The sequence below is a fragment of the Paraburkholderia sp. J11-2 genome, from assembly GCF_905220185.1.
Lineage (GTDB): Bacteria > Pseudomonadota > Gammaproteobacteria > Burkholderiales > Burkholderiaceae > Paraburkholderia.
Window position 1 is genome coordinate 441,498 of sequence record NZ_CAJMYY010000001.1, and the last position, 24,855, is coordinate 466,352.

The 24,855-nt window shown below is 65.2% G+C and carries 17 protein-coding genes; 15 read left to right on the forward strand and 2 right to left on the reverse strand.

What is annotated here, in order from left to right; translation table 11 throughout:
- Nucleotides 1–57 precede the first annotated feature (57 nt).
- From purU to U5A57_RS02090, 9 genes are all read left to right on the forward strand, one after another.
- Nucleotides 58–927, forward strand: coding sequence for a formyltetrahydrofolate deformylase (purU, locus tag U5A57_RS02050; protein ID WP_321907700.1), 870 nt, complete (start codon nucleotides 58–60; stop codon nucleotides 925–927).
- A 249-nt stretch (nucleotides 928–1,176) separates the two neighbouring features.
- Nucleotides 1,177–2,502: a nitrate/nitrite transporter gene (locus U5A57_RS02055; RefSeq protein WP_321907701.1), complete on the forward strand. Its 1,326-nt coding sequence runs from the start codon at nucleotides 1,177–1,179 to the stop codon at nucleotides 2,500–2,502.
- A gap of 45 nt (nucleotides 2,503–2,547) precedes the next feature.
- Nucleotides 2,548–3,942 carry a NarK family nitrate/nitrite MFS transporter gene (locus U5A57_RS02060; RefSeq protein WP_321907702.1) on the forward strand — a complete coding sequence of 465 codons (1,395 nt, stop codon included), beginning with the start codon at nucleotides 2,548–2,550 and terminating at the stop codon, nucleotides 3,940–3,942.
- A 208-nt stretch (nucleotides 3,943–4,150) separates the two neighbouring features.
- Complete coding sequence (locus U5A57_RS02065) at nucleotides 4,151–7,885, forward strand: nitrate reductase subunit alpha (protein WP_321907704.1); 3,735 nt, start codon at nucleotides 4,151–4,153, stop codon at nucleotides 7,883–7,885.
- Entirely contained in the window at nucleotides 7,882–9,435 is a 1,554-nt protein-coding gene (gene narH, locus U5A57_RS02070) for a nitrate reductase subunit beta (protein ID WP_321907706.1), read from the forward strand. The genes U5A57_RS02065 and narH overlap by 4 nt, the downstream gene beginning before the upstream one ends.
- Nucleotides 9,436–9,451: 16 nt before the next feature.
- Entirely contained in the window at nucleotides 9,452–10,177 is a 726-nt protein-coding gene (gene narJ, locus U5A57_RS02075; RefSeq protein WP_321907707.1) for a nitrate reductase molybdenum cofactor assembly chaperone, read from the forward strand.
- Nucleotides 10,174–10,857: a respiratory nitrate reductase subunit gamma gene (gene narI, locus U5A57_RS02080; RefSeq protein ID WP_321907709.1), complete on the forward strand. Its 684-nt coding sequence runs from the start codon at nucleotides 10,174–10,176 to the stop codon at nucleotides 10,855–10,857. The genes narJ and narI overlap by 4 nt, the downstream gene beginning before the upstream one ends.
- 286 nt (nucleotides 10,858–11,143) lie before the next feature.
- Entirely contained in the window at nucleotides 11,144–13,153 is a 2,010-nt protein-coding gene (locus tag U5A57_RS02085; protein ID WP_321907711.1) for a type IV pili methyl-accepting chemotaxis transducer N-terminal domain-containing protein, read from the forward strand.
- Between the two features lie 36 nt (nucleotides 13,154–13,189).
- Nucleotides 13,190–13,894, forward strand: a complete 705-nt coding sequence (locus U5A57_RS02090) for a response regulator transcription factor (RefSeq protein WP_321907713.1) — start codon at nucleotides 13,190–13,192, stop codon at nucleotides 13,892–13,894.
- A gap of 28 nt (nucleotides 13,895–13,922) precedes the next feature.
- On the opposite strand, the gene U5A57_RS02095 is transcribed toward U5A57_RS02090, so the two are convergent.
- Nucleotides 13,923–15,008: an AI-2E family transporter gene (locus U5A57_RS02095; RefSeq protein WP_158756884.1), complete on the reverse strand. Its 1,086-nt coding sequence runs from the start codon at nucleotides 15,006–15,008 to the stop codon at nucleotides 13,923–13,925.
- Nucleotides 15,009–15,108: 100 nt separating this feature from the next.
- Nucleotides 15,109–18,000 (reverse strand): excinuclease ABC subunit UvrA, encoded by a 2,892-nt coding sequence (gene uvrA / locus U5A57_RS02100; protein WP_321907716.1) that lies wholly within the window; start codon nucleotides 17,998–18,000, stop codon nucleotides 15,109–15,111.
- A gap of 220 nt (nucleotides 18,001–18,220) precedes the next feature.
- Between uvrA and U5A57_RS02105 the strand changes: the two genes are divergently transcribed.
- The 6 genes from U5A57_RS02105 (at nucleotide 18,221) to U5A57_RS02130 (ending at nucleotide 24,845) form a co-directional block, all read left to right on the forward strand.
- Nucleotides 18,221–19,396, forward strand: coding sequence for an MFS transporter (locus tag U5A57_RS02105; RefSeq protein WP_321907718.1), 1,176 nt, complete (start codon nucleotides 18,221–18,223; stop codon nucleotides 19,394–19,396).
- Between the two features lie 152 nt (nucleotides 19,397–19,548).
- Nucleotides 19,549–20,088, forward strand: coding sequence for a single-stranded DNA-binding protein (locus U5A57_RS02110; RefSeq protein ID WP_158756887.1), 540 nt, complete (start codon nucleotides 19,549–19,551; stop codon nucleotides 20,086–20,088).
- Between the two features lie 258 nt (nucleotides 20,089–20,346).
- Nucleotides 20,347–22,014, forward strand: coding sequence for a hydroxylamine reductase (gene hcp / locus U5A57_RS02115; protein WP_321907720.1), 1,668 nt, complete (start codon nucleotides 20,347–20,349; stop codon nucleotides 22,012–22,014).
- Between the two features lie 17 nt (nucleotides 22,015–22,031).
- A complete protein-coding gene (locus tag U5A57_RS02120; RefSeq protein ID WP_321907722.1) occupies nucleotides 22,032–23,054 on the forward strand; it encodes a 2Fe-2S iron-sulfur cluster binding domain-containing protein in 1,023 nt (340 codons plus the stop codon).
- Between the two features lie 154 nt (nucleotides 23,055–23,208).
- The gene (locus U5A57_RS02125) at nucleotides 23,209–23,877 is read left to right on the forward strand and encodes a transcriptional regulator (protein ID WP_321907724.1); all 669 of its coding nucleotides are present in this window, start codon (nucleotides 23,209–23,211) and stop codon (nucleotides 23,875–23,877) included.
- Entirely contained in the window at nucleotides 23,874–24,845 is a 972-nt protein-coding gene (locus U5A57_RS02130; protein WP_321907726.1) for a threo-3-hydroxy-L-aspartate ammonia-lyase, read from the forward strand. Before U5A57_RS02125 ends, U5A57_RS02130 begins: the two co-directional genes overlap by 4 nt.
- The last annotated feature ends 10 nt before the right edge of the window (nucleotides 24,846–24,855 follow it).

Sequence of the window (24,855 nt, forward strand, 5' to 3'; positions counted from 1 at the left end):
TTTTAAGCCCAAAGCCCTTTTAGCAACACCAAAGTATTGACGGGAGTTACCCAGGTCATGTCGACCGATCACAGCTTCATTCTCAAACTGTCGTGCGCCGACCGGCCGGGCATCGTGCATGCCGTGTCGGGCTTTTTGTTCGATCGCGGCAGCAATATTCTCGACTCGGCCCAGTTCGGCGACAGCCACACGGGCGAGTTCTTCATGCGCGTGCACTTCCAGCAGGTGGGCGGCGACCCCGGCCTCGACGGCCTGCGCAGCGCGTTCGAACCGCTCGCGCAAGAGTTCGGCATGCGTTGGGAACTGCATGACGCGAACGTGAAGCCGCGCGTCGTCATCATGGTCTCGAAGATCGGCCATTGCCTGAACGACCTGCTGTTCCGCTATCGCACCGGCCAGCTGCCTATCGAAATTCCGGCGATCATTTCGAATCACAAGGACTTCTACCAGCTCGCCGCGAGCTACAACATTCCGTTCCACCACTTCCCGCTGCTCGGCGGCACGGAAGCCGACAAGGCCGCGCAGGAAGCGCGCGTGCTCGAGGTGGTGAACCGCGAAAGCGTCGATCTCGTGGTGCTCGCGCGTTACATGCAGATCCTCTCGCCGCAGCTTTGCCGGGCGCTCGAAGGCCGTGCGATCAACATCCACCATTCGTTCCTGCCGAGCTTCAAGGGCGCGAAGCCGTACTACCAGGCGTTCGACCGCGGCGTGAAGCTCATCGGCGCGACGGCGCACTATGTGACGTCCGATCTCGACGAAGGCCCGATCATCGAGCAGGAAGTGGAGCGCGTGGACCACAACATGACGCCGGACCAGCTCACCGCGATTGGCCGCGACGTGGAGTGCGTGACGCTCGCGCGCGCGGTGAAGTGGCACGTCGAGCATCGCATCGTGCTCAACGGGCACAAGACGGTCGTGTTCCGCTGATCTTTCGCCGATTAAGCGCGACATCATGCCGTAGCGTGTTTTATGACGCGCTACGGCTTTTCGAATTATTCTTGTTGCTCACCGGCGCATTCGCACGCATGCGATTTTCCTTCCGCGCCAACTTATTCCCCCCCGGTACTACTCCTTAAGATCTAGCGGCGCATCGTCGCGCACTCCCTGCGGAGAATAGGCCGCGCCTTTCGTCTTTCCTACGCTTGTCACGTCAACTAAACGACAAGAGGGAAAAACATGAAAGCCGCCCTATCTCCGCAGGCGGAACCCGTAGCCGATAGCCGCGCCTGGCGCGTGCTCGGTTCGAGCACGTTCGCTTTCACGATCTGTTTTGCCGTCTGGATGATGTTCGCGATCCTCGGCATCCCGCTCAAGAAGCAGCTTCACCTCACCGACACCGAATTCGGCCTGATTGCCGCGATGCCCGTGCTCACCGGTTCGCTGGCCCGCGTGCCGCTTGGCATCTGGACCGATCGCGTGGGCGGGCGCATGGTCTTCTTCGTCACCATGCTCGCGACGATCGTGCCGATCTGGCTCGTCTCGTACGCGACGCAGTTGTGGCAATTCCTCGTGCTCGGCCTGTTCGTGGGGCTCGCCGGCGCGTCGTTTTCGGTCGGCACGCCTTATGTCGCACGCTGGTTCCCGAAGTCGCGCCAGGGGCTTGCCATGGGCATTTTCGGCGCGGGCAACTCAGGCGCCGCGCTCAACAAGTTCGTGGCGCCGGTGCTGATCGTCGCGGCCGGCACTTGGACCGTCGTGCCGAAGGTGTACGCCGTCGCGATGCTCCTGACCGCGCTGCTGTTCTGGATGTTCTCCGCGAGCAACCCGGCGCATCGCGTGTCCGGCACGGCCACCGTGGCGAGCCAGATGCGCGTGCTCGCCGATGCGCGCGTGCTGCGCTACGCGCAGTACTACTCGGTCGTGTTCGGCGGCTATGTCGGCCTGTCGCTGTGGATGCCGCAGTACTACGTGAACCAGTACGGCTTCGGCATCGAGCAGGCTGCGTTTCTTGCCGCCTGTTTCTCGCTGCCCGGCGGCGTGCTGCGCGCGCTCGGCGGCTGGCTCTCCGACCGCTACGGCGCCTATCGCACGACGTGGGCCGTGATGTGGGTCGCGCTCGCGTGCTTCTTTTTGCTCAGCTACCCGCCGACCGATTTCACGATCCATGGCGCGCATGGCCCGATCGGTCTGCATATCAGCACGGGCCCGGTGTTCTACACGGTGCTGATGTTCGTCGTCGGCATTGCGATGGCGGTGGGCAAGGCCTCGGTCTTCAAGTTCATCGGCGACGAGTACTCCGAGAACATCGGCGCCGTGTCCGGCGTCGTGGGGCTGGCGGGCGGTCTCGCAGGCTTCGTGCTGCCGATCCTGTTCGGCCTGCTCGTCGACCTGACGGGCGTACGCACCACCTGCTTCATGCTGATGTTCGGCGCCACCGTGGTGAGCCTGCTGTTCATGCACTTCTCGTTTCGCCCCGAAGCGCTTGCGCATGGCAGCGCGAAGCTCGCGCGCAAGGTTCGGGCCGCAACGCCTGCGTTCAAGGAAACCACGTACTCCGAATGATTTCACTTGCGCCGCGCGTGCGGCGCCTACTGTACGAGCACAATCATGTCCAAATATCTCCTGACCCAATGGGAACCCGAGAACACCCGGTTCTGGCAGGCTTCCGGCGAGCAGATCGCCACTCGTAACCTCTGGATTTCGATTCCGGCGCTGATGCTGGCGTTCGTGGTGTGGTCGCTGTGGAGCGTCACGGTCGTCAATCTCGACAAGGGCGGCTTTCACTTCACGAAGAACGAACTCTTCTGGCTCACGGCGCTGCCCGCGCTCTCGGGCGCCACGCTGCGCATCTTCTATTCGTTTCTCGTGCCGATTTTCGGCGGCCGCCGCTTCACGGCGATCTCCACAGCGAGCCTCCTGATCCCCGCCGTCGGCATGGGCTTCGCGCTGCGCGATCCGTCCACCTCGTATTCGACGCTGCTCGTGCTCGCCCTGCTGTGCGGTCTTGGCGGCGCGAACTTCAGCTCGTCGATGGCGAACATCAGCTTCTTCTTCCCGAAGGCGCGCAAAGGGTTCGCCACCGGGCTCAACGCCGGTATCGGCAACCTGGGTGTCTCCCTCGTGCAGTTCGTCACGCCGATCGTGATCTCGACGGCTGTGTTCGCGGGCCTGCTCGGCGGCGGCCAGACCTGGATGAAGGATGGCGTCGAGCACAGCATCTGGTTGCAGAACGCGGGCTTCGTGTGGATTCCGCTCATCGTCGTCGCCTCGATCGCGGCATGGTTCGGCATGAACGACATCGCCGATGCGAAGGCCTCGTTCAGCGAGCAGGCCGTGATCTTCCGCCGCGCGCACAACTGGATCATGTGCTTCCTGTACGTCGGCACGTTCGGCTCGTTCATCGGCTTCTCGGCCGGCCTCGCGCTGCTCACGAAGGCGGAGTTTCCCGCCATCAACCCAACCGCATGGGCCTTCCTCGGGCCGCTCGCCGGCGCGCTGACGCGCCCCGTCGGCGGCTGGATCTCGGACAAGCTCGGCGGCGCGCGCGTCACGCTCTGGAGCTTCCTCGCGATGATCGCCGCGGTCATGGGCGTGATCGTGTTCCTCCCGGGCGGCGCGCTGGGCGGCGCACAGGGCAGCTTCCCCGGCTTTCTCGCGATGTTCGTCGTGCTGTTCGCGCTCACCGGCATTGGCAACGGCTCGACCTTCCGCATGATTCCCGTGATCTTCCTGACGCAGCATCAACGCGCCGCGAAGGGCAAGGGCGATGCGGCGCAGCACGGCGCGCTCGCCGAAGCGGGCAAGGAGTCGGCGGCGGTGCTCGGCTTCGCGGGCGCAATGGGCGCATACGGCGGCTTCTTCATTCCAAAGAGCTTCGGCACCTCGCTCGACATGACTGGCTCGCCCGTTGGCGCGCTCGTGTGCTTCATCGGCTTCTATGTGGTGTGCGCGGCGGTGACGTGGCTGTTCTACGCACGCCGCAACGCGTCCATGCCTTGCTGACCCGGACTGGTTCGGACTAGTCCTTTGGGCGTAGCGCGGCGCATGGGGACTCATCCCAAAGCGCTGCGCGAACACTCCCCTTGATGAATGGGCAGGCCAGCGCCTGCTCGCCATACTCGGAAACGATATGAGCGCGATGCGCCACACGTGCGACGCACGCGGACGGCGCGAGGCGCAATCGATTCCAGCAGCAGTCCCGGAGAACCTGATGAGTTATTTTCTGGACCGGTTGAAGTTCATGTCGCGCGTGAAGTCGACGTTTTCGAAGGGTCACGGCGCGGTGGTGAACGAGGACCGTAAATGGGAAGACGGCTATCGCAGCCGCTGGCAGCACGACAAGATCGTGCGCTCGACCCACGGCGTGAACTGCACGGGCTCGTGCTCGTGGAAGGTCTACGTGAAGAACGGCCTGATCACGTGGGAAACGCAGCAGACCGACTATCCGCGCACGCGCGCGGACCTGCCCAACCATGAGCCGCGCGGCTGCCCGCGTGGCGCATCGTATAGCTGGTACGTGTACTCGGCGCAGCGCGTGAAGTATCCGATGATTCGCGGCCGCCTGATCGAGATGTGGCGCGAGGCGCGCAAGACGCTCGGGCCGGTTCAGGCGTGGGCCTCGATCGTCGAAGACCCGAAAAAGGCCGCGCACTACAAGCGTGCGCGCGGCCAGGGCGGTTTCGTGCGTGCGGGCTGGGACACGGCCACCGAGATGATCGCGGCGGCCAACGCCTACACCATCGGCAAGTACGGTCCCGATCGCGTGATCGGCTTCTCGCCCATTCCGGCCATGTCGATGGTCTCGTACGCAGCGGGTGCGCGTTACCTGAGCCTGATCGGCGGGGCGTGCCTCTCGTTCTACGACTGGTATTGCGACTTGCCGCCTTCCTCGCCGCAGGTGTGGGGCGAGCAGACCGACGTGCCGGAATCGGCCGACTGGTACAACTCCACGTATCTCATGGTGTGGGGCTCGAACGTGCCGCAAACGCGCACGCCCGACGCGCACTTCTACACCGAGGTCCGCTACAAGGGTACGAAGACGGTGGCCGTGTCGTCCGACTTTGGCGAGATGGTGAAGTTCGGCGACATCTGGCTCGCGCCGAAGCAGGGCACCGACGCGGCGCTGGCGCTCGCGATGGGCCATGTGGTGCTCAAGGAGTTTCACGCCACGGGTAAGTCCGCGTACTTCCGCGATTACGTGAAGCAGTACACCGACATGCCGATGCTCGTCACGCTTAGCCGACGCGACGGCGCGCTCGTGCCGGACCAGTTTCTGCGGGCGTCGCAACTCGCCGCGAATCTCGACGAAGCGAACAACCCGCAATGGAAGACGCTTGCCATCGATGCGGCGACGGGCGACATCGTCGCGCCGAATGGCTCAATTGGATTTCGCTGGGGCGAAGGCGAGCACGATGGCGGCAAGAAGGTGGGCCGCTGGAACCTCGAAATGAAGGACGGCGGCAGCGGCCGCGAGATCGATCCACGCCTCTCGCTCATCGATCAGCATGACGAAGTGGTCGAGGTAGGATTCCCGTACTTCGGCGGCGAGGAGAACCAAGGCGCCGCGTTGCTCGCGCGGCGCGTGCCCGTGAAGCGCGTGACGCTCGCCGACGGCACGAACGTGCTCGTGGCCACCGTCTACGACCTGCAGATGGCCAACTACGGCGTCGATCAGGGTCTGGGCGGCCCGAACGTCGCGGCCTCCTATGACGACGACGTGCCTTGCACGCCCGCGTGGCAGGAGAAGCACACCACGGTGCCACGCAAGCTCGTGATCCAGGTGGCGCGCGAGTTCGCCGACAACGCCAACCGCACGCGCGGCAAGAGCATGGTGATCGTGGGCGCGGCGCTCAATCACTGGTATCACAACGACATGATCTACCGCGGCATCATCAACCTGCTGATGATGTGCGGCTGTATCGGCCAGAGCGGCGGCGGCTGGGCGCATTACGTGGGCCAGGAAAAGCTGCGTCCGCAATTCGGCTGGGCGCCGCTCGCGTTCGCGCTCGACTGGTCGCGCCCGCCGCGCCAGATGAACGGCACCTCGTTCTTCTACAACCACACGAGCCAATGGCGTCACGAGAAGGTGAGCGTGGACGAGATACTCGGGCCCGGCGCCGACCGCGCGCGCTACAAGGACCTCTCGATGCTCGACCTCAACGCGAAGTCCGAGCGCATGGGGTGGCTGCCTTCAGCGCCGCAGCTTGGCGCGAATCCGCTCGACGTGGTGGACGCCGCGCAGCGCGCGGGCGTGCCGCCGGTGCAGTACACGGTGGACCAGTTGAAGTCCGGCGCGTTGAACTTCGCCTGCGACGATCCCGACAACCCCGCGAACTTCCCGCGCAACATGTTCGTCTGGCGCTCGAACATCATGGGCAGTTCGGGCAAGGGCCACGAGTACTTCCTCAAGTACCTGCTCGGCACGCAGAACGCGCTGTTCGGCGACGAGGCCGACGCGATCAAGCCCTCCGAAGTGAACGTGCGCGAAGCGGCCGAAGGCAAACTCGACCTGCTCACCGTGCTCGACTTCCGCATGAGCACGACGTGCCTTTACGGCGATATCGTGCTGCCCTCGGCTACGTGGTACGAGAAGGACGATCTCAACACGTCGGACATGCACCCGTTCATCCATCCGCTTTCGGAGGCGGTGCAGCCGCTGTGGGAGAGCAAGACCGACTGGGAAATCTACAAGGCTATCGCGAAGAAGTTTTCGGAGATCGGCGGCGAACATCTGGGCAAGCGCACGGACCTCGTGTGCACGCCGCTCATGCACGACACGCCGGGCGAGCTTGGCCAGGCGTTCGAGCCGAAAGACTGGCGTCTTGGCGAATGCGATCTGATCCCGGGCAAGACCGCGCCTTCGATGACGCTCGTGGAGCGCGACTATCGCGAGATCTACAACAAGTTCACCTCGGTCGGGCCGCTGCTCGAAAAGCTTGGCAATGGCGGCAAGGGCATCAACTGGAATACGGTGCACGAGGTAGGCGAGTTCGCGCAGCTCACGGGCATTCAGCACAACAGTGGCGCGGCCGAGGGACGCCCGCGTCTGGAAACGGCCATCGACGCCGCGGAGATGATCCTCACGTTCGCGCCTGAAACCAACGGTCATGTGGCGGTGAAGGCGTGGGACGCGCTCTCGAAGATCACGGGCCGCGATCACACGCACCTGGCCGAAGGCCGCGAGCACGACAAGATCCGCTTTCGCGACGTGCAGGCACAGCCGCGCAAGATCATTTCCGCGCCGACATGGTCGGGGCTCGAATCGGAAGAGGTGAGCTACAACGCCGGCTATACGAACGTGCACGAGCTGATTCCATGGCGCACGCTCACGGGCCGCCAGCAGTTCTATCAGGATCACCGCTGGATGCTCGACTTCGGCGAGGGCCTGTGCAACTACAAGCCGGCCATCGACACGAAGACGACCTCGTCGATGCTCGGCACGAAACCCAACGGCGAGCACGAACTCGTGCTGAACTGGATCACGCCGCACCAGAAGTGGGGCATCCACTCGACCTACTCGGACAACCTGCGCATGCTCACGCTGTCGCGCGGCGGGCCGCACGTGTGGGTCTCGGAGGCCGAGGCGAAGGAGGCGGGTCTCGTCGACAACGACTGGGTCGAAGTGTTCAACGTGAACGGCACGCTCACGGCGCGCGTCGTGGTGAGCCAGCGCGTGCCGCGCGGCATGTGCCTCATGTATCACGCGCAGGAAAAGATCATCAACGTCCCGGGCGCGGAAACGAGCGGCATGCGCGGCGGCATTCACAACTCGGTCACGCGTACGGTGCTCAAGCCCACGCACATGATCGGCGGCTACGCGCAGCTTGCGTACGGCTTCAACTACTACGGCACCGTTGGCAGCAATCGCGACGAGTACGTGATCGTGCGCAAGATGAAGAAGGTCGAGTGGCTGGAAGGCCCGATGAAGGAAGGAGCAGCATCATGAAAATCCGCGCCCAGGTGGCGATGGTCCTGAACCTCGACAAGTGCATTGGCTGCCATACGTGCTCCGTCACGTGCAAGAACGTGTGGACCTCGCGCGACGGCGTCGAGTACGCGTGGTTCAACAACGTCGAGACGAAGCCCGGCATCGGCTATCCGAAGGAATGGGAGAACCAGGAGAAGTGGAACGGCGGCTGGGTGCGCCACGCGAGCGGCAAGATCGAACCGCGCCAGGGCCCGAAGCTCAAGGTGCTGGCGAACCTGTTCGCGAACCCGAACCTGCCCGGCATCGACGACTATTACGAGCCGTTCACGTACGACTACGAACATCTGCAGAAGGCGCGTCTCTCGCAAACGCCGCCCACCGCACGCCCCGTGTCGGTCATCACCGGCAAGAAGATGGACAAGATCCATTGGGGTCCTAACTGGGAAGACGATCTGGGCGGCGAGTTCTCGTCGCGCAGTCGCGACAAGCTGTTCGAGAACGTGCAGAAGGAGATGTACTCGAGCTTTGAGAACACCTTCATGATGTATCTGCCGCGCTTGTGCGAGCACTGCCTGAACCCGGCGTGCGTGGCGTCGTGCCCCTCGGGATCGGTGTACAAGCGCGAAGACGATGGCATCGTGCTGGTCGATCAGGACAAGTGCCGCGGCTGGCGCATGTGCATCTCGGGTTGCCCGTACAAGAAGATGTACTTCAACTGGAAGAGCGGCAAGGCCGAGAAGTGCATCTTCTGCTATCCGCGCATCGAGGCGGGGCAGCCTACGGTGTGCTCGGAAACGTGCGTGGGCCGCATCCGTTATCTGGGCGTAATGCTCTACGACGCGGACCGCATCAGCGATGCAGCATCGGTTCAATCGACACAGGATCTGTATCAGGCGCAGCTCGATGTGTTCCTCGATCCGCACGATCCCGCCATCCAGGCCGAGGCGCGCCGCCAGGGCGTGCCGCAAAGCTGGCTGGATGCGGCCGTGCGCTCGCCCGTGTACCGCATGGCGGTCGAGTGGAAGATCGCGTTTCCGCTGCACCCCGAGTACCGCACGCTGCCGATGGTCTGGTACGTGCCGCCGCTCTCGCCGATCCAGTCGGCTGCGGACGCGGGCCATATCGGCATGGACGGCGTGATTCCCGACGTGGCGAGCCTGCGCATTCCCGTGCGCTATCTCGCCAACCTGCTCACCGCCGGCGACGAGAAGCCCGTGATTTCAGCGCTCGAGCGCATGCTGGCGATGCGCGCGTACAAGCGCACCCAGACCGTGGACGGCGTGAACGACAATGCGGTCCTCGAGCGCACGGGCCTCACGCCCGCGCAGGTCGAGGACATGTATCGCATCATGGCGATTGCGAACTACGAGGACCGCTTCGTCGTGCCGTCGTCGCACAAGGAAATGGTCGAGGACTCGTTCAACGAGAAGGGCAGTTGCGGCTTCTCGTTCGGCAATGGGTGCTCGGGCGGCGTTTCGGAGGGCTCGCTGTTCGGCTCGAAGGTCGAAGGCAGCGTGGTGTACGTCGATATGCCGAAGTCGCGTCGCAAGACGCCTTCGCAAGCTTGAGCGGGAGGACATTGTCATGTCGATTTATCCGGTTCTCTCCGCGCTGCTCGATTATCCCGAACAGCCCTTGCTCGATGCACTCGACGAGATCGAGGCCGCACTCGAGGCCGTGCCGAAGGGCGGCTGCGCGACGCACGAATTCGCGCCGCTCATTGCGGCGCTGCGTGAGCGCTCGCTGGTCGAGTCGCAGGAAGCGTACGTGGCCACGTTCGATCGCAATCCTCGCCACTCGCTGCATCTGTTCGAGCACGTGCACGGCGAGAGCCGCGCGCGCGGCCAGGCGATGGTCGATCTGCTCGACGAATACCGTAGCCACGGCCTCGACGTCGCGACGAACGAACTGCCCGACTACGTGCCGCTCTTTCTCGAAGTGCTCGGCCTGATCGACGAGGACGAGGCGAGCGCGCTGCTTGGCGAGGCGATCCACGTGCTCGCGGCGCTCGGCAATCAGCTCGAAACGAGCGCAAGCCCCTATGCGGGCATTTTTGCGGTGCTGTGCGAGCTGAGCGATGTCGAGCCGCTGCCGCTCGTGGGCGCGCCCGTGCGCGACATGGACGAGGCGCTCGAACGCTTCGGCACCGGCGCGGACGGCGTCGAGCCGCTCATGCACGCGTTCGGCGCGAGCCATTCGCCGCAGGTCGTTCAATTCCACCCGCGAGCGGAGTATGCAGCGGCCACCGCGAGCACTTCGACTGACTGCGCGGCGGCTTGCGCGCCTGACTGCGCAAAGGAATCGCCATGAACACGTTCAATCAGTTTTTGTTCGGCATCTATCCGTATATTGCCGCCGCCATCTTCCTGTTCGGCAGCCTCGCGCGCTTCGAGCGCGAGCAGTACACGTGGAAGGCGGACAGCTCGCAAATGCTCTATCGCGGGCATCTGCGCCTGGGCAATATTCTCTTTCACGTCGGCGTGCTCGGGCTCTTCTTCGGGCATCTGTTCGGTCTGCTCACGCCCGTTGCGGTGTGGGACTGGCTCGGCGTGCCGCATGCAGTCAAGCAGCTCGTGGCGATGGTCGCGGGCGGCGTGATGGGCTCGATGTGTCTGGTGGGCCTCTCGATCCTGCTGCACAGGCGGCTTTCGAACGCGCGCGTTTCGGCCGTCACTCGCGTGGGCGACAAGGTGCTGCTGTTGTGGCTGCTCGTCACGCTGCTGCTCGGGCTCTCCACCATCGGCGAATCGGCGAGTCATATGGACGGCGCGATGATGGTGCGGCTCATGACCTGGGCGCAGCACATCGTCACGTTCCGCGGCGACGCCGCGAGCTACGTAGCCAGCGCGCCGCTCATCTTCCGCCTGCACCTGTTCATGGGCATGACGCTGTTCGTGATCTTTCCGTTCACGCGGCTCGTGCACGTGTGGAGCGGCTTCGCCTCCATCACCTATCTCTCTCGCGCGTGGCAACTCGTGCGCAGCCGCTAGCGCCGACGCTAGCGGCCGGCGTTTGCCTCTGGACGGCCGTGGGGATCGGTCGTTCTTCGCGGGGAACGAGCCACACTCGCATTCCCCGCTTTTTTCACGATACGCGCAGGCCCGGGGACGGCGCATCTCGCGAGGCCGGGACTCGCCCGGGAAGGCCGACGATCTGACGCATAGTGTCGCAGTTGCCCGCCTGGACCGCGACTTAGCGCAAGATCGGCCTCGCTCCGTCAGATAATGCAGGGTATAGGCACCGCCGTTTCGGCGCGGCCGATCCCCGGTACCGGCCATGACTCCGTCTTCCGATTCCGCCACCGCTTGCGCCTCGTCTGCCGGCTTTTCCGGCCCGCAGGCCGCGCCGTTCCCGAAGCGGCTCTCGACGCGCATCGTCGTGCTTTCCACGGTTGCGCTCGCGCTCGTGCTCGCGATGATCAGCGGCACGCTCTGGCTGTCCTGGCAGCTCGAAGGCGGCGGCGCGGCCATCAACGATGCGGGCAGCCTGCGCATGCGCGCGAACGCGGTGGCGATCGCGCTGTGGGAAGCCCGCACCGGCAAGCCTGCGCAAGTCGACGCCCAGTTGCATCAGCTCGACGAGACGCTGCGTGAACTGCGCGACGGCGATCCGGCGCGGCCGCTCTTTCTTCCCGCGGATGCGGGCATCCACGCGCAGTTCGAACGCGTCGCGACAGCGTGGGACGAGGCGCTCAAACCCGCTGCGCTGCGCGAGCTCTCGGCCAGCGGAGGCGAGCCCTCGACGTACATCGGCCTGCTGCCCGGCTTCGTCGACGAGGCGAACCGGCTCGTCAGCCTGATCGAGCGCGAGAACGCGCGCAAGACCGCGTGGCTGCGCATTTCGCAGGTCGTTCTCGCGGCGCTTTCTTGCGTGGGCACGCTGGCGATCGTCTATCTGCTCTACCAGTGGTTCGTGGCGCCCGTGCAGCGCTTGCAGGACGGGCTCGCGCGCATCGAGGCGCGCGAGTTCGACACACGGTTGCCGGTCGAAACGTACGACGAGTTCGGCCATCTCGCGCAAGGCTTCAACCGCATGGTTGCGGAGCTGCAAGCGCTGTACCGGGACCTTGCCGCACGCGTGGACGCCAAGACCGCGCAACTGGCGGCGCAAAACCGCGAACTGGCCACGCTCTACGAGATGGCGGCGTTCCTCAACACGCCGGGCGCGGCGGAAAGCGTATGCCACGATTTCCTCACGCGCGTGATGCGCGAATTCGACGCCGACGGCGGCACGGTGCGCGTCGTTTCGCCTGACGACGGCAATCTGCATCTGCTTGTTTCGGAGGGCATGCCCGAATCGATTACACGTGCGGAGCAGTGCATGCCGGCGGCGGACTGCACGTGCGGCGGCGCGACGGCCGAGGTGCCGGTCGTATTCGGCCTGATGGGGCAGCCTGGCGCGCCGGCAGGCAGCAAAGAAAGCGGCGAGAGCGGCGCAAGCAGCGCCTTCACGCAGCGCTGCCTGAAGGCGGGCTTCGTGAGCGTCGCGGTGTCGGCCATCGTCGCGCAGAACGAGACGCTCGGCACGTTCTCGCTGCACTTCCGGCGCGAGCGGGAGATTCCGCCGTCGGGCGTCCAGTTGCTTCAGACGCTCGGCCGTCACCTCGGCGTCGCGCTCATGAACCGGCGGCTCGTGGCGCTCGGGCGTCAGCTCGCCGTATCCGAGGAGCGCAATCTCGTCGCCCAGGGGCTGCACGACAGCATCGCGCAAGGCCTGAGCTTCCTGAAGATGCAGGTGCATCTGCTCGACGGCGCGGCGCAGCGGGGCGACCTCGGCGAGATTCGCGAGATCGTGCCGCTGCTTGCGGGCGGCGTGGAAGAAAGCTACGACGACGTGCGCGAGTTGCTGCTGAATTTCCGCACGAAACTCGCGCCAGGCAAGCTGCGCCTCGCGGTGGAGGACACCGTAGCGCGCTTTCGCCGCCAGTCGGACGCCGAACTGACGCTCGACTATCGCGACGAAGATGGCCCGCCGCTGCCGCCCGACCAGCAATTGCAGGTGCTGTTCGTGCTGCAGGAGGCGCTCTCGAATGCGCGCAAGCACTCAGAGGCGCTGCACGTGCGGGTGAGCGTCGTGAACGCTCGCGACTTCCGCCTCACGATCGAGGACGACGGCGTGGGCTATGATCCCGCCGAAATCGCCTCGCGCGGCGAATCGCACGTGGGCTTTCACATCATGCGTGAGCGCGCGAGGCGTCTTGCTGCCGGGCTCACGCTGGAAAGCGCGCCGGGGCGCGGCACGCGCGTCGAACTGGTCCTGCCCGCCGCAAGCCGCATGGCCGCGTGAAGGTGGCCGAAGACATCGCGACACGACAACGAACCCATGACCATACGTATCCTGCTCATCGACGATCACACGCTCTTTCGCTCGGGCGTGAGCGCGCTCCTGCAGCGCCAGCCGGACCTGGAAGTGGTGGGCGAGGCGTCGGACGGCGTGGAAGGCGTCAAGCGCGCGAAGCAGCACTTGCCCGACGTCGTCCTGCTCGACCTGAACATGCCGGGCCTCTCGGGGCTCGAAACGCTGCAACTGCTCGTGGAAGACCTGCCGGACACGGCGGTCGTCATGCTCACCGTCTCCGAGGAAGCCGACGAACTCACGGCGGCGATGCGCGCGGGCGCGCGCGGCTTCCTGCTCAAGAGCATCGACGCCGACGCACTGGTGGCGGCGATCCGCAAGGCCGCGAGCGGCCAGCCGGTCATTACCGAGCACATGACGGCGAAGCTCGTGGAGCAGATGCGCAAGCCCGCACAATCGGCCGGCGCGACTGGCGCACAGGGTTCACCCGGCGGCGCGCGCGCAAGTGCGGAGACACTCACGGCGCGCGAGCGCGACATCGTGCGCGAGCTGGCGCGCGGGGCGAGCAACAAGGAGATTGCGCGCACGCTCGACCTGGCGGAGAGCACGGTGAAGATTCACGTGCGCAACATTCTGCGCAAGCTGGGTCTCGCGAGCCGCGTGCAGGTGGCGATCTACGCAATCGAGCACGACGGCATGACCGACGTGCCCGCCGAGCCGCGCGGGCGCTGAAGGCCGCGCGCGCTTGGGACAAGGCGGCTCAGACGAGCCGCAGATAGATGAGTTCGCGCTTGATATACGCGTAAAAAATAGGCGCGGCAATCACGCCCTGAATGCCGAACGCGGCTTCCATCACGAGCATCGCGACGAGTAGTTCCCACGTGCGCGCCTCGATCTGGCCGCCCACGATGCGCGCATTCAGGAAGTACTCGAGCTTGTGGATCAGGATGAGGAACACGAGCGCCGTGACCGCCGCGGGCAGGCTCACGGTGAGCGCGATGGCGACGATCAGCGTGTTCGAGATCAGGTTGCCGATTACGGGCAGGAGGCCGACCACGAAGGTCACCACGACCAGCATCTTCGCGAGCGGCAGCGGCGCGTGAAACACCGGCAGGGCGAGCAGGAGGAAAAGGCCGGTGAACACCGTGTTGATGGCCGAAATCTTCACCTGCGCGAACACGATGCGGCGGAAGGCGTCGGCGAAACGCGCCACGCGTGTAACGAACGCCGTGGAAAGCGGCAGCCGCGTGGCGTTCTTTTGCGCGCCAATGGCGATGATCGCGCCGATGATCATGCCGATCACGATATGCCCGAAGATACGCGCGGCGTTCTTGCCGCCCTGGCCTAGCTGGGTGGCGTGCTCGTGCATGAGCGCGAGGGCCTTGAGCTTCATCTGGGCGACGTCCACGGGCAGATAAGCGGCGATGGACTCGGGAATGCGTCCGCGCGCCTGGTCGACGAACGTCATCATCTGCGCCATGACCTTCTGCACGCTCGGCACGTCGCTTTCGAACTGCTCGATCACGCCCACGGTGAGCCCCGTGAGGATGCCGACGATCACGATGGAAACCAGCACCACCGAGAGCCAGCGTGCGCGGCTGCTCGACATGCGCCGCTCGATGAGCGGCGAAATGGTATGGACGAGCTGGAAGACGAGCATGCCCGCTAGCAGCGCGCCGAGCAGGTTCAGGTGCAGCACCGCCAGCATGCCGGCGAGCGCGGCCACATAGCTGCCGATCTCCACTGCCGAAAGTTTCGGCAGGCTCATGTCGCTCGTGAGCCTGACCGGCCTTGGCCGTAGGTCGCGCACCTGTTTATCTTCTGTCGCTTCGTTGCGCTTGACCATGTTGGGTGTATTCCGTCTCCAAACTTCGGGGGCGCACGCGCCCCCGACCCGTTGTTGCTGCAGCTATTTCTACTGCTAAATTTCCGGTCCGCTTAGCGGGTCATTGCCCCGACGCCGTGTCCAGCGCGGCAATCTGGCGCTTGAGCAGCGGCGCGAGATAGCGGCCCGTGAAGCTTGCCTTCGATTTCGCCACCTGTTCGGGCGTCCCCTGGGCCACGATCTGCCCACCGCCCGCGCCGCCTTCCGGTCCCATGTCCACGACCCAGTCGGCGGTTTTGATTACATCGAGATTATGCTCGATGATGACCACCGTGTTGCCCTGATCGCGAAGCCGATGAATCACTTCGAGCAAAAGCGCGATGTCGTGGAAGTGCAGGCCGGTGGTCGGCTCGTCGAGTATATACAGCGTGCGGCCCGTGTCCCGCTTGGAAAGTTCGAGCGAGAGCTTCACGCGCTGCGCCTCGCCGCCCGAAAGCGTGGTGGCCGACTGGCCAAGGCGGATATAGCCCAGGCCCACGTCCAGCAGCGTCTTGAGCTTGCGCGCCACCACCGGGACCGCCTTGAAGAACTCGTAGGCGGCTTCGACCGTCATGTCGAGCACTTCGCTGATGTTCCGGCCCTTGTATTGAATCTCCAGCGTTTCGCGGTTGTAGCGCTTGCCGTGGCAGACGTCGCAGGGCACGTACACGTCGGGCAGGAAGTGCATTTCCACCTTCAGCACGCCGTCGCCCTGGCAGCTTTCGCAGCGGCCGCCCTTCACGTTGAACGAGAAGCGGCCCGACTCGTAGCCGCGTTCCTTGGCGGCCGGCACGCCCGCGAACAACTCGCGGATGGGCGTGAAGAGGCCCGTGTAGGTGGCCGGGTTCGAGCGCGGTGTGCGGCCGATCGGCGACTGGTCGACGTTGATGACCTTGTCGAAGTGCTCCATGCCCTCGATCGCCTCGAACGGCGCCGGCTCCGCCGACGATCCATACAGATGCTGCGAGACGGCGTGATAAAGCGTGTCGTTGATGAGCGTGGACTTGCCTGAGCCCGAAACGCCCGTCACGCAGGTGAGCAGGCCGACCGGCAGGTCGAGCGTGACGTGCTTGAGGTTGTTGCCGTGGGCCTCGACGATGCGCAACTGGCGCTCGCCGGGCTCGATGCGCTCGTCGGGATAGTCGATGCGGCGCGCGCCCGAGAGGTACTGGCCCGTCATCGAGGCCGGATCGTGCTCGACTTCGTCGGGCGTGCCTTGCGAAATCACCATGCCGCCGTGCTCGCCCGCGCCCGGGCCCATGTCGACCACGTAGTCGGCCATGCGGATCATGTCCTCGTCGTGCTCGACCACGATCACGGAATTGCCGAGGTCGCGCAGATGCTTGAGCGTGGAGATCAGGCGGTCGTTGTCGCGCTGATGCAGGCCGATGGACGGCTCGTCGAGCACGTACATTACGCCCGTCAGGCCCGAGCCGATTTGCGAGGCGAGGCGGATGCGCTGCGCCTCGCCGCCCGAAAGCGTCTCGGCGCTGCGTTCGAGCGAGAGATAGTCGAGCCCGACGTTGTTCAGGAACATGAGGCGCGCGACGATTTCCTTGACCACCTTGTCGGCGATCTCGCGCTTGGCGCCTTCGAGGCGCAGCGTCTGGAAGTAGCCGAGCGTGTCGCGCAGCGGCCAGCCGCTCACCTCGTAAATGGCGCGTGCCTCATCACCCGAGCCGATGCGCACGAAGCGCGCTTCACGGCGCAGGCGTGTGCCTTCGCAGTGCGGGCAGGCCTGGTTGTTCTGGTACTTCGACAGCTCCTCGCGCACGGCGGCCGAGTCGGTCTCGCGGTAGCGGCGCTCGAGGTTCGGGATGATCCCTTCGAATACGTGCTCGCGCACCGACGTGCGGCCGCGCTCGTTGATGTACGAGAACGGAATCTCCTGCTTGCCCGAGCCGTAGAGCAGGATCTTGCGCACTTTCTCTGGCAGCTCCTCGAACGCGGTGTCGATGTCGAAGTCGTAGAACGCGGCGAGACTCTGCAGCATCTGGAAGTAGAACTGGTTGCGCCGGTCCCAGCCCTTCACCGCGCCCGCCGCGAGCGAAAGGGACGGGTGCGCCACCACGCGCTTCGGATCGAAGAACGTGATCTGGCCCAGGCCGTCGCACTCGGGGCACGCGCCCATCGGGTTGTTGAACGAGAAAAGGCGCGGCTCCAGCTCCGGCAGCGAATACGAGCAGATCGGGCAGGCGAACTTCGAGCTGAACAGGTGCTCCTTGTTCGTGTCCATTTCGAGCGCGATGGCGCGGCCGTCGGCTAAGCGCAGCGCGGTTTCGAACGACTCCGCAAGCCGCTGCTTCATGTCGGGGCGCACCTTCAGGCGGTCCACCACCACGTCGATGGTGTGGCGCTCGCTCTTCTTGAGCTTGGGCAGCGACTCCACCTCGTAGATCTTCGCTTCCCCTTCGTTGGCCGTGCCGCCGCCCGAGCGCACCCGAAAGCGCACGAAACCCTGCGCCTGCATGTCGTCGAAGAGCTCGGCGTGCTCACCCTTGCGGTCCACGATCACGGGCGCGAGGATCATCAGCTTCGTTTCTTCGGGCAGGGCGAGCGCGGCGTCCACCATCTGCGAGACGCTTTGCGACTCCAGCGGAATCTCGTGGTCCGGGCAGTAGGGCGTGCCGATGCGGGCGTACAGCAGCCGCAGATAGTCGTGGATCTCGGTGACGGTGCCGACCGTGGAGCGCGGATTGTGCGACGTCGCCTTCTGCTCGATGGAAATAGCCGGTGACAGACCCTCGATCAGGTCGACGTCGGGCTTTTCCATGAGCTGCAGGAACTGGCGTGCGTAGGCCGAAAGGCTTTCCACGTAGCGGCGCTGGCCTTCCGCGTAGAGCGTGTCGAAGGCCAGTGAGGACTTGCCCGAGCCCGACAGCCCGGTGATCACCACGAGCTTGTGGCGCGGCAGGTCCAGATTGACGTTCTTCAGGTTGTGGGTTCGGGCCCCACGGATACGGATCTGTTCCATGAACCTGCGGGAGAAAGGGAAACCAAACCTGCTACTATAACGACTTTTCCAGACCGCCGTTACGGCTTGCTGACGGTCTTCGAAAGGGCCCGGAGCGGCAAGTGCAAGGGCCTCGAAAGAGGCGCGTCAGGGAGCGTCCCGGTCAACAAACGTGCGGGCACTTGCGGTCCAAACACATAACGCTCCGATGTCCTCCAATTCACCCGCTACATCCTCACGCATGAGCGCGCCCGAGTTGCGCGCGACCGTATCGCTCGCGGCGATTTTCGCGCTGCGCATGCTCGGTCTTTTCATGATCATGCCGGTGTTTTCCGTCTACGCGAAAACCGTTCCCGGCGGCGACAACCTTCTGCTGGTCGGCATCGCGCTCGGCGCGTACGGCGTCACGCAGTCGCTTCTCTATATTTTCTACGGCTGGGTGTCGGACATGGTGGGCAGAAAGCCCGTCATCGCCGCCGGCCTCGTCATTTTCGCGATCGGCAGCTTCGTCGCGGCGGGCGCGCACGACATGGTGTGGATCATCGTCGGCCGCGTGATTCAGGGCATGGGCGCCGTTTCTTCGGCCGTGCTCGCGTTCATCGCCGACCTGACCGCCGAGGAGCACCGCACCAAGGCCATGGCGATGGTGGGTGGCTCGATCGGCATGTCGTTCGCCGTGGCGATCGTGGGCGCGCCGATCGTGTTTCACTGGGTCGGCATGAGCGGCCTGTTCGCGCTGGTTGGCGTGTTCTCGATTCTGGCGGTGGGCGTGGTGATCTGGGTCGTGCCCGACGCGCCCAGCAAGCCCGTGCACGTGCGCGCGCCGTTTGCCGAGGTGCTGCACAACGTGGAACTGCTGCGCCTGAACTTCGGCGTGCTGGTGCTGCACGCCACGCAAACGGCGCTTTTTCTCGTCGTGCCGCGCCTGCTCGTCGACGCGGGCCTGCCGGTCGCGTCGCACTGGAAGATCTATCTGCCGGTCATGGGCCTCGCGTTCGTCTTGATGGTGCCGGCCATCATCGTCGCGGAGAAGCGGGGCAAGATGAAGGCCGTGCTCGTTTCTGCGATCGGTCTTATCCTGATCGGCCAGCTTCTGCTCGGCTCGCTTGCGCATACACTTGTCATCGTGTCGGCCGTGCTTTTCGTGTACTTCCTCGGCTTCAACATTCTGGAGGCTTCGCAGCCTTCGCTCGTCTCGAAGCTGGCGCCGGGCAACCGCAAGGGCGCGGCCACGGGCGTGTACAACACCACGCAGTCGATCGGGCTCGCGCTCGGCGGCGTGGCGGGCGGATGGCTCCTCAAGCACGACGGCGCGAGCGCCGTGTTCTACGCGTGCTCGGGGCTCGTCTTGTGCTGGCTTATAATCGCGGCCAATATGAAGGCGCCGCCCAGGCGGGCTGAAGCCAAACGCGCTTAAAGCCAGGCGGGCCTGAGTTAGAACCAACGGTTCACAGCAACGCAATTCGCGGAGGCGGTCCGCGACCGGGGTAGGCGCTCGAAACACATCGGGCGCTCGCCGGCGCGAACCGCGCGGCCGCTCCTCGCAACGGAATCAAACAGGAGAAATTCATGGCATCCGTGAACAAGGTGATCCTCGTCGGCAACCTCGGCGCCGAACCGGAAGTGCGCTATCTGCCTAGCGGCGACGCCGTGGCGAACATCCGCCTCGCGACCACCGACCGCTACAAGGACAAGGCGTCCGGCGAGTTCAAGGAAATGACCGAATGGCACCGCGTGTCGTTCTTCGGGCGTCTGGCCGAGATCGTCTCGGAGTACCTGAAGAAGGGCTCGTCGGTGTATATCGAAGGCCGTATCCGCACGCGCAAGTGGCAAGCGCAGGACGGCACCGACCGTTACTCGACTGAAATCGTCGCCGACCAGATGCAGATGCTGGGCGGCCGCAGCGGCGGCGCCTCGGCGGGCAGTGACATGGGCGACGACGGCGGCTACAGCCAGCAGTCGGCTCCGCGCGGCGGTGGCCGTGCGTCGGGCGGCGGCGGCGCGCCTCGTTCGAGCGGTGGTGGTGCGGGCGGCGGCGCAGGCGGTGGCCGTTCGAGCGCGCCGGCTGGCGGCGGCTTCGACGAAATGGACGACGATATTCCGTTCTAAAGCGTCCAGGCGTATCTGCTGGGCCTGAAGCCCCGGCTCGACCGCAAGGTCGGCCGGGGCTTTTCATTGGCGTGTACGAACCGGGCGCCGACCTGCGACGTTTTCGCACACGTAGCCACTTCCTCGAATGAAGCGACACGTTTTCTGATTTTTGTCACGGCAGAACTCCAGCCGGCGCGTCACCATTTAAAAGATGCATGAAATTTGCATCTTACAAGACTGCTCGCGCCGTCACCCCACAAGGAAAAGGAGAAAGCCGTGTTTTGCTATCAATGTGAACAGACTGACCGCACCCAGGCCACCCCGGGGTGCGCCTCGGCCAAGGGCAACTGCGGCAAGGACGCTACGACTGCGGATCTGCAGGACCTGCTGATCTACGCAGCCAAGGGCATCGCCCAGTATGGCGCGCTCGCGCGCGGCCTCGGCAGCCCCGATCGCGAAGCCGACCGCTTTATGCTCTACGCGCTGTTCACGACGCTCACCAACGTCAACTTCAACGCCAGCCGTTTCGTGGCGATGCTGCGCGAAGCCGCGCAACACCGCGATCGTGTGAAGTCGACCTACGAGGCGCACGCGCTCGCACAAGGCGTTGCCGTTGCGCAGCCGGGCGGCGCAGCGCTCTGGCAACCGGGCAACGATCTTGCCGAACTGCAGGCACAGGCTGCGCTCGTCGGCATCAAGGCCGGGCTCCCGAAGGCGGGCGAGGATGTCGTGGGCTTGCGCGCGCTCGTGCTCTACGGCCTCAAGGGCGTGTGTGCCTACGCTCACCATGCGCGCGTGCTCGGTTACGAAAGCGAGGAAGTCTACGCAGGCGTCGAAGCCGCGCTCGTGTTTCTCGCGAGCGAACCGACGCAGGCCGGCGACCTGCTCGAACACGCGCTCGCGCTCGGCAACCTGAACCTCAAGGTGATGGAACTGCTCGACGCGGCGAACACGGGCCGCTTCGGCATGCCAGAACCCACCGCCGTGCGCGTGACGCCGGCCGCGGGCAAAGCCATCCTGGTTTCGGGCCACGATCTCGGCGATCTCGAGGCGCTGCTCGAAGCGACGCAGGGCACCGGTGTGCAGATCTACACGCACGGCGAAATGCTGCCCGCGCACGCTTACCCGAAGCTCAAGGCGTATGCGCATCTCGCAGGCAATTACGGCGGCGCCTGGCAGGATCAGCAAGCCGACTTCGCGAACTTCCCCGGCCCGATCCTGATGACGTCCAACTGTCTGATCGAGCCGCTGCCGCAGTACCGTCAGCGCATCTTCACGACGGGCCCGGTGGGCTGGGCTGGAGTGCGCCATCTCGAGCACCACGCGTTCGCGCCGGTCGTGCAGGCCGCGCTCGCGCTGCCGGGCTTCCGCGAAACGGCGCCGCAGGAAACCATCACCATCGGCTTTGCGCGCAACACGGTGCTCGGCGTGGCCGACAAGGTGATCGACGCCGTGAAGGCCGGCCAGATCCGCCACTTCTTCCTGATCGGCGGCTGCGACGGCGCCGCGCCTGGCCGCAACTACTACACGGAGTTCGCGCAGGGTGCGCCGAGCGACACCGTCGTCATGACGCTCGGCTGCAACAAGTACCGCTTCAACCGTCACGAGTTCGGCGACATTGGCGGCATTCCGCGCCTGCTCGATCTGGGCCAGTGCAACGACAGCTACTCGGCGATCCAGATCGCCATCGCGCTCTCGAAGGCCTTCGACTGCGGCGTGAACGATCTGCCGCTCACGCTCGTGGTGTCGTGGTTCGAGCAGAAGGCGGCCGCGGTGCTGCTCACGCTGCTCGCGCTCGGCCTGCGCAACATCCATCTCGGACCGACGCTGCCCGCCTTCCTCACGCCGAACGTTCTCGACATTCTCGTCAAGCAGTTCGGCATCTCGCCAATCGGCGACGCGCAAGCGGACCTGAACGCGGCGCTCGCGCGCAAGGCCGCTTGAGCGCGGGTGAAAACGTCATGAGTTATCAAATCGAGCTCACCACGCGCGACGGCCAGGCGTTCGGCTTCGCGTGCGAGCCGGGGCAGGACGTGCTGAGCGCGGCGGCGGCGGCAGACATCACGCTGCCGTCGCAATGCCGGCGCGGCAGCTGCGGCGCGTGCCATGCGACCGTGACCGAAGGCGCGTACACGCTCGGCGATCACAGTGCGGACGCACTTGCTTCGGCCAACCCGAACGCGGTTTTGCTGTGCCGCACGAAGCCTTCGGCCGACTTGCGCGTCGCCGCGCCGTACGATCACACGAAGGTGTTGCTGCAGCCGGTCGCCACGCGTACGGCGCGCATCGCCGCGCTGGAAACGATTGCCGACGACACGCGCCGTCTCGAACTGGTTCTCGAACCCGACGACACCAGCGGCAGCGCCGCCGAGTTCGAGGCGGGCCAGTTCGCGGAGCTGGCGTTGCCCGGTGGAAGCGTGAAACGTCCGTTCTCGCTTGCCAACACGAGCAACTGGGAAGGGCGCCTCGAGTTTCTGATCCGGCTGCGGCCGCAAGGCGAGTTTTCGGCGTATCTGCGCGATCGGGCGCAGCCCGGCGATGTGCTCACCGTGCACGGCCCGCAAGGCGGTTTCGGTTTGATCGCCGATAGTTTGCGTCCGCGCTGGTTCGTGGCGGGCGGCACGGGCCTCGCTCCCGTGCTCTCGATGCTGCGCCGCATGGCCGAATACGGCGAGATGAACGACGCGCGCCTCTTTTTCGGCGTGAATCGCGAGAGCGAGCTTTTCATGCTCGACGAGTTCGACGCGCTTCGGGCGGCGCTGCCGCAACTGCACGTTGAGCTTTGCGTGCGCGAAGCGGCTGATGGCAGGCATGGCGCGCACAGCACGCCCGTCGACGCGCTCGCCGCCGCGCTCGCAGGCGCCAGCGCGGCGCCCGATCTCTACGTTTGCGGTCCACCTGCAATGGTGAGCGCCGCACAGGCGGTCGCGGCGCGCTCGCGCGTGCCGTCTGCACAGTTCGTCAGCGAGCGCTTCACGGCCTGAGTGGCAATGCCGTGTGTGGTTTATCTCCGTGTCTGTTTTGACCTCGCCTTCGGGCGGGGTTTTTTTTCGCGCGTCGGAGGGCCATGCGCAGCCACGCCAGCGATCCATTCAAGCAATTGACATTCAGTCATTTACTGTCAAAATGTCCAACATCATGATGCCAACCCGCAAACCCTGTTCCGGCCCCTCCACCGACGAAAACGCGCTGCTTCTGCGCGAAGGCGGGAAGATTGTCGCCGCGCTCGGTCAGACGCTCGCGCCGCTCGTCGAAGTGGTGTTGCACGACCTCACGCGGCCCGAGCATTCCGTCGTGGCGATCGCGAACAATCTGTCAGGACGACAGGTCGGCGACGCCGCCACCGAAATGGGTCTCGCGCGCATCACCGACTCCGGCTTTCCCGAAGTTGTGGCCAACTATCCGAACCGCTTTCCCGACGGGCGTCCGGCCAAAAGCACGTCCATCGGCCTGAAGAACAGCGCGGGCGAATATGTCGCGGCGCTCTGCCTGAACATGGATGTGTCGCTGATCGGCGCGGTGACGGCGGGCCTCGGCCAGCTGATCCAGACCGGCACGGCCGCGCCCGTGGCCGAAACACTCGCGCCGCGCGCCGCGGGCAGCGTGCGCGAGGCGCTCGAACGCTTCGCCGCCACGCGCAACACCACGCCCATCGGCATGACGCTCGCGCAGCGCCGCGAGGCCGTGCGCGAACTCGCGGCGAACGGACTTCTGAACCTGCGTCATGCGCTCGCCGACGTGGCCACCACACTCGGCGTAGCGCGCTCGACCGTCTACACCTACCTGCCAGCCGAAGACCGACCATGAGCACTCTGCCTATTACCTTCGAAGACGTCGCCGCCGCCCACGAACGCCTGCGTGGCGTCGCGCATCGCACGCCGGTTCTGACTTCGCGCACCGCGAACGAACGCACGGGCGCGCAGCTTTTCTTCAAATGCGAAAACTTGCAGCGCATGGGCGCGTTCAAGTTTCGCGGCGCGTATAACGCGATCGCGCAGTTCACGCCGGAGCAGAAGGCGGGCGGCGTGATCACGTTCTCTTCGGGCAACCATGCGCAGGCGATCGCACTGTCGGCGCGTCTGCTCGGCGTGAAGGCCGTGATCGTGATGCCGCACGACGCGCCCGCCGTGAAGGTGGAGGCCACGCGCGGCTATGGCGGCGAGGTGGTGTTCTACGACCGCTATACCGAGGACCGCGAGGCGCTTGGCAAACGGCTCGCCGCCGAGCGCGGCCTCACGCTGATTCCGCCCTACGACCACGCGCACGTGATGGCCGGGCAGGGCACGGCCGCGAAGGAACTCTTCGAGGAAACGGGCGAACTCGATCTGCTGATCACGCCGCTTGGCGGCGGCGGACTGCTATCGGGCTGTGCGACCGCGGCGCATGCGCTCTCGCCTGCGTGCACGGTGATCGGCGTCGAGCCTGAGGCGGGCAACGACGGTCAGCGCAGCTTGCAGACGGGGGAAATCGTTCACATCGACACGCCGAAGACGCTCGCCGACGGCGCGCAAACCCAGCACCTCGGCAACCTGACTTTCGCGGTGATTCGCGAGCGCGTGAGCGAGATCGTCACGGTGAGCGACGCGGAACTCGTCGATACGATGAAGTTCTTCGCTAGCCGCATGAAGCTCGTGGTCGAACCCACGGGTTGCCTCGCGGCGGCAGCGGTGCTGCACGGCAAGGTGGACGTGCGCGGCAAGCGCGTGGGTGTGCTGATCTCCGGCGGCAACGTCGATCTGCTGCGTTTTGCGGAGCTGGTACAGGCAGCCGGCTAAGCGCCCTGCC